Raw genomic sequence first — 13,641 nt, forward strand, 5'->3', positions numbered from 1 at the left:
TTAAATGTCTTTTGCAATGAAAGTGAAAGAAGAAATCTTAGAACACACTTTTAGTAAAGAGCAAACCATCATGCTACTTTCGGGCTTCATAAAATACAATGGAGAACTTATTTCTTTAAACGAAAACACAGTCTTGAAACTTTTTTCGCATTCTAATAATGTTATTCGAAAGATATATGCTTTAATTAAAGAAATATATGTTGGTAACATAGAAGTATCCATTATTGATTCGAAAAAATTAAAGAGAAAAAAAATTTATCAATTATTATTAACAACTAACGTTATCAATTTTTTAGCAAAGTATAACATCTATGATATAAAAAAATCTAAAAATTATATCGAAATATATTTAAACTCGGATGAAACCGAAAATTATGGTCTTACGAGAGCCTATATTTCGGGTGTGTTTATTGCTGTTGGAAGTGTTAACTCTCCACAAACAACAAATTATCATGTTGAACTACAAACAAAAGAACTGGAATCAGCTAAATATCTTTGCGATCTTTTAAACCAATTTGATTTTGGTTTTAAAGTTACTACAAGAAAAAAGAAATTTGTATGTTATGCAAAAAAGTCACTTGTAGTATCTGATTTTCTCAAGTTTGTAGACGCCGCAAAGGCCGTGTTAATGTTTGAAAATACTAGAATAAGTCGGGATGTAAATAACAATGTTAACAGAATGTTAAATATTGAAATTTATAATCAACAAAAAACTTATAACGCTGGAGTCAAACAAGTAAGGCAAATATCACACATTATGGAAAAAAACATGTTTGACGAATTATCTAAAAAGGCACAAGTGTTAGCACAAGTGCGTTTGGAAAATCCGGAAGCAACCTTCTCTGAACTCGGTGAAATTCTGAACGAAGAGAAGAATGTAAAAATTACCAAGTCGGGAATTAGTAATCTTTTTAAAATTATTGAAAGGTTGTCAGAAAGCATTGGTGAATAGATATGGAAAAAAACAACATAATCTTTATATTTAGTCAAAATATGAAAGAACTAAGAGTAAAAGCAAACATGACTCAAGAAGAATTAGGGTTTAAATCTAAGTTACATAGAAACTACATTTCAGATACCGAAAGAGGTAAAAGAAATGTATCTCTTAAAGCAATTGAAAAAATTGCTGAGGGATTAGGTGTTAATGCTATTGAATTATTTAAAGGTTTCTAAATATTTAGAAAACAAAAAAACATTCTTTGAAAACTCAAAAAATGTTTTTTTTTGCCTAATTTATATTTTTTATTAATTTGTGAATTAGTAAATAACAACTTCTGTAAAATTTTCAAACAAAGGGTTATTTCTAATGTCATCATAATTACCGTACAATAAATAAGATTTGAATCCTTTGGATTTTAATGTTTTATAAATTGTTAAATGACTTCTATAATTATTGTCTAATATTAAAATTTTCGCGTCTTTGTTTATTTTCTTAAAATATTTATAATTAAAAGTTGTGACAGGGATGTTAATGGAACCTTTTAAATGATGTTCCGAAAAAGAAAGACTATTTCTAATATCGACAATTTGTCATTTTGGGTTACCAATTATGTTTATCAATTTTTTTATACTTTTCGTTCTAAATTTTTTCTTGAAATGATTTGTCTTCAAAAATCTAGAGAAAAACTTTATAACATAATCTAATCACTGCATAATCTCACCGTTATGATTATACTATTCATTCTCATATTTTTGAGGTCTGAGAAAAACTTTTAATTAATTTTTTTCAACTACCTTTTAAAGTGATTAGTATAAGAATGTCATTCATTAAGAACAAATAAATTGTGTCTTTGTACTTTTACACATTCTTTTTTAGAAAAAATATGAGAAAATATAGTAATATTATATTGAATTGGAGGCGAAAGTGTGTTAGAAATATTGGCAAGCACATCACAAAGACAACTTGGTAACCAAGTTATATTTGTTTTTGAAATACTAGGCTTAGTGGTCTCGTTCTTGATGATTATGGTTGGACTTATCCAAAATAAAACATCTCAAACAGGCTTAAGTGCACTGAATGGTGGAAATGATGAATTATTTTCTAACTCAAAGGAAAGAGGAACAGATAAAACAATGTCCCTTTGAATGTTTGGGTTGGGAGCTTCACTATTTGTTATTACAATAGTTATAGGTATAATTACAAACACTGTTCTTAAATAATGGTGTTTTTTTATTAGAAAGAAAAGAGTTAATATGAAAGATCTAATTATGAAGGCTATTGGAGTTGATAATAAAACTCACATCAATAACCTTTTACAAAAGTTAAACAAGGATTACGAGGAAATTTTAAGTAATTTAAAGGAGCTTCAACAAGGTTACAAAATAGGTTGGACAAAAGAAAACGTAATTTATTATATTGGTGCTAAATATAAGCTTGGTGTGATAAAAATAAATGATAAAGGTTTTGGATTTGTCAAAGATATGAATGAAGTTTGTGATGATTATTTTGTGCCTCCGATGAGTTTGAATGGTTCAATCTCCACTGATGAAGTTGTTTTTACTTTGGAAAAAGAAAATGATGACAGGTTTAGAGCCAACATTGAAGACATAAGTTCTAGGACAAAAACTTCCTTAGTTGGCGAAATACAACCCAGCAAAGACGGGAGGTTTCTTGACTTTATATCTAATGAACCTGGTTTTAAAAACTACCGGATTGTTATGGTCAACCAAAAAGATTTTCACCTCAAAAAAGACATAATTGTAAAAGTAAAAATTCTAGATGTACGAGAAAAAAAACTATTTACTCGTATACAAAAAATTATTGGTGATGCTAATAAGGCAGTCGATAGAATAATTTCAATTGCCTATGAATATAATATTCATCCAGATTTTAATAAACAAACTCTTAGCAATGCAGATCAAGTAGCGGTACCTTTAAACTATGATGACCCTCAGATAAAAAGGCGCTTATCAAAAAGCTTGGTAGATAAAAATTTAGTTACAATCGATGGAGCAGACTCAAAAGATTTAGATGATGCAATTTATGTAGAGAAAGTAAAAGAAGGATTCAAATTAATAGTAGCTATCGCTGATGTGAGTTATTATGTTACACCGTTTTCACCTTTAGACTCAACAGCATTATTTAGAGGTAACTCGGTATATTTAGCAAATAAAGTAATACCTATGTTGCCTGAAAAATTATCTAACGGCGTTTGTAGTTTAAATCCTTATGAAGATAAACTTTGTTTAGTAGCTGAAATAACTTTTGACAAAAATGGAAAAGTTTTAAATAGAGATGTCTATGAGTCAATTATGAACTCTAAAGCACGCCTTACTTATAAAGAAGTAAATGATTTTTATGCCACAGGTAAATTAGATCATAATAAAGAAACAGCAAAAATGTTAGAAGTAGCGAAGGAATTACATGACCTATTAGATATGGAACGATCAGTTCGAGGAGTAATAGAGTTTGATATACCAGAACCAAAAATAATCTTAGATAAAGATAGCAATGTAATTGATATAAAGCCAAGAGATAGAGGAATTAGTGAAAAGCTGATTGAGAATTTTATGGTGAGTGCAAATGAATGTGTGGCCACTGTCATCTTTAAAAAAGAACTACCTTTCATTTATAGAAATCATGGTGTTCCAAAAGAAGAAAAGTTAATTGAATGACACTCCATAATAAAAGCTCTTGGTATAAACGTTAAGTTAACAGAGTCTGATAAAGCAAATCCTAAAACTATCAATAAGGCTCTTAAAGAAATTGAAAAACAAATATCAGATCAAACCGAACGAGATGTAATAAACGTTACTTTACTTAAATTCATGGAAAAAGCACAATACGAGCTAGAAAATATCGGTCATTTTGGCTTAGCCAGTGATTGTTATACACATTTTACAAGTCCAATAAGAAGATATAGTGACCTTATGGTACATAGATTTTTAAAACAATATTTAGTAGAAAAAGATGTTAGAAGCTTTAAACAAGAACAGAATGAAAAATTTATTTTAAAGGCTTGTAATATAATAAATGATACAGAGAAAAACGCCGTTAATGCTGAAAGAGAAGTTAATAAAGTTTGTATGGCCGAGTTTTTAAAATCAAAAATCAATCAAGAGTTTGAAGGAATAATAGCAGCAGTACTTAAGTTTGGTTTATTTGTTCAACTTGAAAATTGTGTAGAGGGTTTAATTCACATATCTGAACTACCTGATTTCAAGTTTGATGAAAAAGCCAACATCCTTGTTGATAAACAGAATAAAATATTTAGGTTAGGTCAAAAAATAAAAATCAGAGTTAAAAACGCAGATATTAAAAAAAGAATAATCGATTTTGTTCTTGCTTAAAGGGGATTTTTATGGGTGAATTTGTAATATTAAAAAATAAAAGAGCTTATTTTGATTATGAAATCATCGAAAAATTAGAAGCGGGTATAGTGCTTACTGGCCCCGAAATTAAATCGATAAGAGCTAATGAAGTGTCGATAAACGAAGCGTTCATTTTGATTAGAAAAGGTCAAGTAGAATTATTGAATATGAATATAAAAAAATATGAATATGCAAATTTTGTAGTTCAGGAACCAACTAGAACAAGAGTTCTACTGCTAAATAAATCAGAAATAAATAAATTACTCAAAAAAATAAAGCTCGAGAATCTTACACTAATACCATTAAAACTTTATTTTAAAAACAGCTATGTCAAATTAGAAATTGGTTTAGCAAAAGGTAAAAAAAACTACGATAAACGTGAAACAATCAAAAAAAGAGATATAGAAAGAAGACTTAATAAAATAAAAAAAATTTAGTCGAGGTGACTCAATGTCTACTTATAAAATAATATATTTAAGCGCAGCATGTGCTTTTTACGCAATCACATTAATTTTATTCATAATATGATTAATATTAAAAATTAGAAAAAGATCAGAAGTTTCAGTTACACTTAAAAACACTCAAAAGGGAGGATTAGCGGGGTTATTGGACTTTACAAAAAGACATATATTAACATACTCAATCGTTTTTTGTTTAACAATGGCGATTGCCTCAACCTTCTTAATGATTCAGGCCTAAACCTGTTTTTTTTTTTTTTTTTGAAAACATTGTTTGAATGCAAATTATAAGCAAAAGTTTTTATACAATTTTTTAAACATTTTGTTTTTATTGTATTATTTTTCGAATATCTAGAAACAATACACATCACAAAACACCAATATGCACACTAACAAGTTCTTTTTCCTTATTAAAGAAACTTTTTTATGTTGTCATTAGTTGAATCCTTCACTTATATGCGATAAGTTTGCCAAATTAAACATTTCTCAAAGTTAGAAGATTAAACCTTTAGTCAAAGATAACTTTATTGTGGTTGGTTTTAAAAAACACCTTGTAAATAAAAGGGTTTTTTAAACTTATCAAAAAATTTCCCAATTTATGAAAATATGCAAAAAAAATTCCTTTTTCTTAAAAAAAGAATAAAATAAATTTATGGTTATTAAACCTCTAGAAAGGATATAAATATGACAAAAAAAATAACAAAAGAAAATGTTAATGCTAAAACAGGTACTACTTGGTCTAGGTTTAGAGCAAGTACAGCAGCAACATTCTCAAAATTAAGTAAAGCCTTTTTGTTACCTATAGCATTGCTACCAATTGCTGGAGTTTTTCTTGGTGTTGGTGCAACTATAGCTAATGAAGCGGCGAAAGATTCGTTCCTATGATATTTAGGTACTACAATGAATAAAATGGGAGACGTTGCATTTGGTAACCTTCCTATTCTATTTTGTATAAGTGTTGCCATTGCTTATACTGAAGATTCAGGTGTAGCCGCAATTACAAGTGTTGTTGGTTTCTTGGTTCTTAATGGTATACAAGCCGCACTTATAACAACAAACGGTGTTGATACTATAACAAGTTATAAAATGTTATGGTATAAAGAAGTTCCAACAGGGTTGGTTACACAAAATGTTGGAATAACTTCTTTAAATACAGGGGTATTCGCAGCTATATTTGTTGGTGCAATCGCTGCCTTTATGTACAATAGATTTCATAAGACACAGCTACCACAATTTATAAGCTTTTTTTCTGGAAGTAAGTTAGTACCTATAATTACTTTCTTTGCTGTTATCCCATTATCATTCATTTTCCTATTCATATGACCTCCAATAGGTCTAGGACTACAATGATTTGGTACAAATTCAGGTAAACTACCAGTTGGAGTAGATTCTCTAGTTTATGAAATTATTGAGCGTTCATTAGTTCCTTTTGGACTACATCACGTATTCTACGCTCCCTTGTGATGAACAAGTGCAGGGGGATCAATTAGTGGAGCATTACTAGAAAATCCAGATAAAATAATTGATTGAAGTAACCCTACATTCTATACAGAAGGTTCACCTTGAACAACTCAACAAGTTTACGATTGAATAAATTCACAACCTGGTGGTGATGATTTCCTAAAAGCAATTGGAGATCAAACTATGATGTACAGAGTTATAGGTAATGATTTCGGAATAACATTTACTGATTTACAAAATCTAGGACTTAACTTAGGAAGATTCCAATCAGGTAAATTTGCATTTATGATGTTCGGTCTACCTTGTGCAGCTCTTGCAATGTGATTGAATGTTCCTAAAGAAAATAGAAAACAAGTAATGGGAATTTATTTCTCTGCAGCGTTCACTTGCTTCCTAACAGGAATAACTGAACCAATTGAGTTTACATTCTTGTTCTTAGCACCTTGATTATTTTATGGTGTTCATATGCCATTAGCAGCAATTTCATTCATGCTAACCGGTTTGATGAAAGTGCACGTATCAATGACAGTTTCTGGGGGATTCATCGATTACATAGTGTTCGGTCTGATACCTTTAAAACTAGGAACTAATTGATATCACGCTTTATGAATAGGTGCAATAATGGCACCGGCATATTTCTTCTCATTCTTCTTTGCAGTGAAATATGCAAACGTAAAAGTTCCCGGTAGAGAAGGTGATGCTACATTATATACAAAAGCTGACTTCAAAGCTAAAAGCGGAAATGGTTCAAACCTTAAAGCCGAAGCTCAAATTGAAAAAGCTACTAAAATAATTGAGTATTTAGGTGGAGAAAGTAACATTACCGCTGTAGACTCTTGTGCTTCAAGATTAAGATTAACTGTGGTCGATGGCACAAAGGTTAACAAAGAGGGTATAATGTCACTCGGGGGATCAACTGGTATAATTATCAAAGGTTCTAGTGTCCACGTAGTTTATGGTGGAGAACAAGAAGTAATTAAACCAAATATGCGAGAGATCCTAGCTAAACAAAGATCTTCTAAATAATAAAAAAATCTATGAGTATTCTCATAGATTTTTTTTCTTCTTTTATACGTTTCTTGAATAATATATAATACTAAAAAGAGGTACTAACTTGAAACAAAAAATAAACCAGTTTAAAATAAACAACAAAGAAGTTTTAGCTACAATAATATTTTTATTTTCTACATTAATAGTTTTATTAATTTCGTTATTTGTAGCCTTATTTTATAATGTTTTTTTAAATATTGTTTATAAGTGATCAAATTCATTTATAACTCAACTATATTTAAAAATCAACGTAATCATATGATTAGCTGTTTTTACAAGCTTATGAATTAGACTTTTTGGGCCAAAATTTTTAAAGTACTTTTTTTGATTTCATAACATTCTCTTTGTTATCTCATTGTACTGGGAATACTTATATTGAAAAAATAAAGAAAAACGAGATATGTTACTCAATGACTTTAAAGTATTTACGTATAATTATTTACTTGGAGTATACATAGTGTTGTTTCTTTATTCCCTAACATTCACAATTAATGATTTTACAGATAATGGGTGGGGCCTTAAAAGCGATCTAAATTTGATTGTGGTCGCTAAAGATGACTGACAATATATTTTGTCATATTCATTCACAATTGCTAATATTTATATACTTTGAACTAGTTTATTCGGTTTAATAAACCTATCTTTTATAAAAGTTATATTTAAAAAATGAAAATCACAAGTATTATCATCAACCCTAAATATCTTGGGGGGTCTTTGTTTGTCAGTATATTTTTTACATTATAAAAACAGAAAAAATCTTGAAGGAGAAGAAAATGAGAAATTTAAATAAAAAATTAAGTCTTGGATTGATAATAACTATCCCTGTAGTAGCAACTCTCGCCGCTGTTATAGGTGTTTGAGGCTTAAAAAAAGAAGATAACATCAATTACTGATTTGAAAACGAGTTCAAAAATATTAAGCCTAAAGAAAGCAATTTTATAAAAGGAGCGGATTTCTCGTCTTATGCAGAAATAATCGAACAAAGTAGTAAAAAAAATGACTTAAATTTAATAAATGAGGATGATCAAAAAATTTATCTAGATAAGAATGGAAATAAAAAAAATTTATTTGAACTCTCACAGTATTATGGGATTAATTCATTAAGGTTAAGGGTGTGAAATAATCCGTACACTGAAGACAAAAAATCTTATGGCGGTGGACACAATGATATCGATACAAATATTTGAATAACTAATCAAGCAAAAAAGTTTGGCATAAAAGATGTATTACTTGATTTTCATTTCTCTGATTTTTGGGCAGACCCAGCAAGACAATGATTGCCTAAAGCATGAGAAGAACTAAATACAGAAGAACTTAAAAAAGCTATTGAGGATTATACATATAGTTCACTCAGCAAATTTTATGATAATACCAAAATTATCCCAAGCACTGTACAATTAGGAAACGAAATAACAACGGGTAGTTTTTGAAACCAAAAAGGAAAATCTAAGTCAGGTAAATATAACTTGATTCAAACTGCTGAATATCTAAGATCAGCTGCGAACGGGGTTGAAAGGTTTGAAAAGTTTTATGAAAAAAAAGTAAACAAGGCCATTCACATAGACGGAACTCCTTCAATAGTTTATTGAGAAAATATTTTGAACAAGTATTTAAATGAGGGGGGAGCAAAAAGCTGAGTTGATAAAATAGGGGTAACTTACTATCCGGATTGAAATGGAAGCAATGTAAAATTGTTTAAAGTTATGAGGTTAATAAAGGAAAAGTTCGGATTAGATTCGTATATTTCCGAAACAGCTGCACCCCATACTTTTGAGCCTACAAATTTAGTGGGCGACATAGCTTCGAGTCAAGTTGGTAATCAAGAACAACTCGACGCAAATCCTTCGCCAGAAAGTCAAACTAAACATATCAATTCTATTATGGAAACTATTAGTAAAGCATTGCCAGAAACGAAAACAGGATTTTATTGGTGAGAACCAGCATGAATATTAGTTGGGAAATCTGGATGAGCCACACGACAAGGGGTTATTTATTCGGAACCTAACGATGAGGAAAAACAAAAAAGCTTCAATACGGGAAATAGTTGGTGAAATAGAGGATTCTTTGATAAAAATCGAAGGGTATTACCTGTATTAGATGCAATAAAGAATTTTAAAAGAATACCTTCTATTAATGAATATGCAGTTGATGCAAATAAATTGTTTATGGGTGATTATTTAAAATGATTTGCAAATGATCCAATATTTAAAAACTCACTTTTAATCAGTGAAAATTGAAAAGAGAAAACAAACTTAGAAAACGAATTCAAAATCAAAGAGTTTGTACTAAATACCGAAGAGAATTTAGAACAAAGCTTAATAAAAAAAATACTGATTGGTAATCCCTCTTTAATGAAATCACAATTGAAGTTTACCCACCTAGAATACGATTCACTTCTGAAAAGTGGTTTCATTGAAGTTACTCTATCAGAAAATAATTTTTACTACTTCTTATCAAAACCAATCAAAATAAATTTCAAAATAGTAGAAAAATATTTAGACGTTCTAGATTTTAGTGCGAATAGTTCATCAAGTAATCAGGGTGTAATTGATATTAGAGAGAATGATAAAGAATGATTGAAAAAAATTTACAGGTATATCGAAAAGGAATCGTCTCTAAGTCAAAAAATTTTAGATAAACTAAAAAATACAATCTTGGATAAATACGGTTACACAAAAAATTTCTATTTTAGTAACAATTCATTGGCTTTTTGAGATGATGAGTATGAAGTAACCAGATGACTTAAAGACTGAATTTCAATAAGCTCTAATGGTTCTAATATTATGTCTGAAGGAAATATTGTTGATTATGAAACTCTTAAAAAGGAAACAAGTTGAAGAGACACTATCAAAAAAGGTAAACAAGAAGTGTTAATTTATTTAACTAAAAGTGTAGATTTTGAGCTTTTCGGTCATGAGAATTGAAAGGAATTATCAACAGTGGCATTCAAAGTCACCGTAAACGTTTCGTAAGAAAATAATGAATTAACAAAGATAATAAAAATTTATTACTACAAATTGAAATGTGTTATTATGACAATGTAGGATAAGGAGACATTCATAATGAAAAAAGAACAAAAAATAGTATTAGTTGGTTGTGGGGCTGTAGGAACAAGTTTTGTGTACTCAGCTATTAATCAAGGATTAGCACAACATTATGTTTTAATAGATGTATTTAAAGATGCAGCTGAAGGAAACGCATTAGATTTATTAGACACACACGCAGTTTTATCAAGTCCATTTGACTCAATCAAAGCAGGAGATTACCAAGACTGTAAAGATGCAGATCTAGTAGTAATTACAGCAGGTAGACCTCAAAAACCTGGTGAAACAAGACTTGAAATGATTGCTGATAACGCAAAAATTATGAAAGAAATCGCAACAAGCATCAAAAAGTCAGGATTTAAAGGAGTAACACTTATTGCTTCTAACCCAGTTGATGTTTTAACAAGAGTTTATCAAAAAGTTACAGGTTTTGACTCAAATAGAGTTATTTCTTCAGGAACCACACTTGATTCTTCAAGATTAAAAAGATTATTGGCAGATAAGTTAAATGTTATTCCTAGATCTGTAAAAGCATATTTATTTGGAGAACACGGGGATTCATCAGTAGCTGCTTGAAGTAATGCAACTGTTATGGGTAAATCTTTACAAGCATACCTAGATAATGGAAAAATCACAAAAGAGGATTTAGAAGAAGTAAAAAACGACGCTGTACATATGGCTTACAAAATAATTGAGAAAAAAAGAGCAACATTCTACGGTATCGGAGCTTGTTTGGCAAGAATCTCTAAAGCTATCTTGACTGATGAAAAAGCGCAACTAATGGTTGGTGCACAGTTAACAGGACAATACGGTATTAACGGAGTTTATACAAGTGTTCCTTGTATTCTTGGATGAAATGGTATTGAAGAAATCTTAGAATGAGATCTTACTTCAGAAGAACTTAGCGGTTTTGGTGCATCATGTAATCAACTTGAAGAAGTGTTCAAAACAGCTGAAGAAGCTATTAAATAATAATCTATTATGTGACTATTTAATTAATAGTCATTTTTTTATACTAAAAAACCAAAATTTTTCTAGACTTAATTTTTTTAAAATATATGTATTAAGAAATTTATAGTGGTAAAATAATTTTGCGTAATTACAAAAGTCAATTAAATAACTCAAAGATTGTTTAATTCTTTTGAAAAATCTTAATATTTAGTTATGGTAAATTTAAAAATTATATCCATATAACTTATTTAGATATGTGATTAATAATTAATGGGTGTTCAAATTGTTTATCGTATAAAATTACTCTTTTATTTATCAATATTTACATAAATCTTTTCCAATATAAAATTTATTAATATATCCACAGTTCATTGATTCCTTAACTAAAGAATTAATTTAACGGATTTATACTTTTGTATTTTACTAGATTTTTGTCTTTGTTTATACCCAATTACAATTGGTGATTGAGTGTAAGTTGATTAATTTTATTAAAATGAAAATCAAATATTAATGTTTTATTAAGTACTTATATAAAGAAAGGTGAAAATATGCAAACATTGGACGAAAGAGTTAAATTTTTCTCTAAAACAAAATTCAAAAAGCTTGGTATCCTTTTAAAAGAAGTTGCAAAAGAATATCCTGTACTTTTTTCTTCATATATAATAATAGCTTTTATAGATACATTTTTGTTCTCTGCTATGTCTATTGTTATTACGAACCTGATAAAAGTTATAAATCAAGAGGGTGGTAATTCTCTTTTTGGGCTACCAATGTATTGATATAATTGAGCAATAATTGGTGCTGTCATGATAGTATGTTTTGCTTTTTCGGAATTTACACTAAATTATCTTAGTGGATTGCTTACAAGAAAAGCTGAAATTTTTCTAAGGGTGAAGTGTTTAGATAACTTAACTAATGTAGACCTTAGTTTTTATTCAAAAAACCAGATTGGAAATATAATGACAAAAATAGTTGGTGACTCACAAGGGGTAGCCGATGGTTTGAATGAGTTTGGTGTCAACCTGATATATTGTTTTGTAATGTTCACCACTGTTAATACAGTTATGTTCTCATTAGATGTCAAAATTGCTAGCATTTGTTTAGGACTATTTTTCATATTATTTTTAATATCTTGAATAATATTTTTCGCATACCAAAAAGCACTTATAACATCAATCGATTATAAACAAAAACTTGATACTGATAATACTGATCGATTGATGAATATTCGATTAATAAAGTCTTCTGGAACAGAACTTTATGAATTAGAACGTGTTAAAGAATTTAATAAGGAATACGATAAAAAAATCAACAAAACTGTTAAAATTAACGCTTGTCTTGTTATATTTTCAAACTTCTTTGGTTGAATTCTTCCTGGAATTACAACTATATTGGTTATTGTATTGTATAAAGATATTTGAGAGTTAAAAAGAGTTGTCTCATTGGCTATTGGATTTATGTCATCTGTTTCAATCTTAACCTCGGCTGTATTTTTGTTGCCAATTATTTTAAGAGCTTTATCAAGAACCGTAAACTGTAATACAAGACTAAACTTTATATATTCTCATGAATCATTAATAAAATACATAGAGGAACCAACAGTTGTGAATAACATTGACTCTATTGAGTTTAAAGATGTAGAATTTTCTTACCCTGAATCACCTTCAAAACCAATCCTCCCAACCACAAACCTAGTGTTTGAAAAAGGAAAAAGTTATGCTTTTGTTGGGGAGACAGGTAGCGGTAAGTCTACAATTGCAAAACTGTTACTTAGATTTTATGACCCTAAAGCAGGAAGTGTTCTTATCAATGGGGTTAACTTAAAAGAAATAGATCTTCCTAGTTATTTAGATAAAGTTGGTTATGTTGAACAAGAGCCGCAAATATTATATGGTACTGTAATGGATAATATAAAATATGCTAAGTTTGATGCTTCAGATGAAGAAGTAATTGAAGCAGCTAAAAAGGCCCAGATTCACGACTTCATATTAACTCTTTCTGATAAATATGACACTATTCTAGGGGAAAGAGGATTTATGTTATCAGGAGGACAAAAACAAAGATTAGTAATAGCTAGAATGTTTTTGAAAAATCCTCAATTATTGATTCTTGATGAGGCAACTAGTGCATTAGATAATATTGTCGAAAAAGAGGTACAAGCACAATTAGATAAATTGGTGGTGGGAAGAACTACAATTGTTATTGCTCACCGTCTTTCAACAATTAAAAATTGTGACAAAATTGTTGTGTTAGGGCAAAATGCTCAAGGAATAATACAAATCGGAACATTTGATGAGTTAAAAGAACAAGAAGGAAGATTTAATAAGTTGTATAAAGCAGGATTAATGGGATAGAAGGAGGTTTTT

General features: G+C 29.3%; 12 protein-coding genes. 11 read left to right on the forward strand and 1 reads right to left on the reverse strand.

Annotated features, from left to right (window positions below; genetic code table 4):
* Window positions 1-4 precede the first annotated feature (4 nt).
* Together whiA and ACI2WZ_RS00340 are read left to right on the forward strand one after the other, a co-directional pair.
* Window positions 5-952 carry a DNA-binding protein WhiA gene (whiA, locus tag ACI2WZ_RS00335; RefSeq protein ID WP_023788848.1) on the forward strand — a complete coding sequence of 316 codons (948 nt, stop codon included), beginning with the start codon at window positions 5-7 and terminating at the stop codon, window positions 950-952.
* A gap of 2 nt (window positions 953-954) precedes the next feature.
* The gene (locus tag ACI2WZ_RS00340) at window positions 955-1,173 is read left to right on the forward strand and encodes a helix-turn-helix domain-containing protein (protein ID WP_023788849.1); all 219 of its coding nucleotides are present in this window, start codon (window positions 955-957) and stop codon (window positions 1,171-1,173) included.
* Between the two features lie 84 nt (window positions 1,174-1,257).
* Here ACI2WZ_RS00340 and ACI2WZ_RS00345 read toward each other — a convergent pair whose 3' ends face one another.
* Window positions 1,258-1,653: a rhodanese-like domain-containing protein gene (locus ACI2WZ_RS00345; RefSeq protein WP_500244878.1), complete on the reverse strand. Its 396-nt coding sequence runs from the start codon at window positions 1,651-1,653 to the stop codon at window positions 1,258-1,260.
* Between the two features lie 213 nt (window positions 1,654-1,866).
* Here ACI2WZ_RS00345 and secG point away from each other — a divergent pair, with 213 nt between their 5' ends.
* From secG to ACI2WZ_RS00390, 9 genes are all read left to right on the forward strand, one after another.
* Window positions 1,867-2,160: a preprotein translocase subunit SecG gene (gene secG / locus ACI2WZ_RS00350; RefSeq protein ID WP_023788851.1), complete on the forward strand. Its 294-nt coding sequence runs from the start codon at window positions 1,867-1,869 to the stop codon at window positions 2,158-2,160.
* A 33-nt stretch (window positions 2,161-2,193) separates the two neighbouring features.
* A complete protein-coding gene (gene rnr, locus ACI2WZ_RS00355; RefSeq protein WP_500244879.1) occupies window positions 2,194-4,290 on the forward strand; it encodes a ribonuclease R in 2,097 nt (698 codons plus the stop codon).
* Window positions 4,291-4,301: 11 nt separating this feature from the next.
* Window positions 4,302-4,748 carry an SsrA-binding protein SmpB gene (gene smpB / locus ACI2WZ_RS00360; protein WP_500244880.1) on the forward strand — a complete coding sequence of 149 codons (447 nt, stop codon included), beginning with the start codon at window positions 4,302-4,304 and terminating at the stop codon, window positions 4,746-4,748.
* Between the two features lie 13 nt (window positions 4,749-4,761).
* A complete protein-coding gene (locus tag ACI2WZ_RS00365) occupies window positions 4,762-5,010 on the forward strand; it encodes a hypothetical protein (protein WP_023788854.1) in 249 nt (82 codons plus the stop codon).
* Between the two features lie 443 nt (window positions 5,011-5,453).
* Complete coding sequence (locus tag ACI2WZ_RS00370; protein WP_500244881.1) at window positions 5,454-7,256, forward strand: PTS transporter subunit EIIC; 1,803 nt, start codon at window positions 5,454-5,456, stop codon at window positions 7,254-7,256.
* A 424-nt stretch (window positions 7,257-7,680) separates the two neighbouring features.
* Complete coding sequence (locus ACI2WZ_RS00375) at window positions 7,681-8,070, forward strand: hypothetical protein (RefSeq protein ID WP_500244882.1); 390 nt, start codon at window positions 7,681-7,683, stop codon at window positions 8,068-8,070.
* A complete protein-coding gene (locus ACI2WZ_RS00380) occupies window positions 8,054-10,252 on the forward strand; it encodes a glycosyl hydrolase 53 family protein (protein WP_500244883.1) in 2,199 nt (732 codons plus the stop codon). The genes ACI2WZ_RS00375 and ACI2WZ_RS00380 overlap by 17 nt, the downstream gene beginning before the upstream one ends.
* A gap of 87 nt (window positions 10,253-10,339) precedes the next feature.
* The gene (locus ACI2WZ_RS00385) at window positions 10,340-11,296 is read left to right on the forward strand and encodes an L-lactate dehydrogenase (protein ID WP_407636227.1); all 957 of its coding nucleotides are present in this window, start codon (window positions 10,340-10,342) and stop codon (window positions 11,294-11,296) included.
* A gap of 527 nt (window positions 11,297-11,823) precedes the next feature.
* Window positions 11,824-13,629, forward strand: coding sequence for an ABC transporter ATP-binding protein (locus ACI2WZ_RS00390; RefSeq protein WP_500244884.1), 1,806 nt, complete (start codon window positions 11,824-11,826; stop codon window positions 13,627-13,629).
* Window positions 13,630-13,641: the final 12 nt, after the last annotated feature.

It is taken from the genome of Spiroplasma endosymbiont of Megachile willughbiella, assembly GCF_964273395.1.
In the GTDB taxonomy this organism is placed as follows: domain Bacteria; phylum Bacillota_I; class Bacilli_A; order Mycoplasmatales; family Mycoplasmataceae; genus Spiroplasma_A; species Spiroplasma_A apis.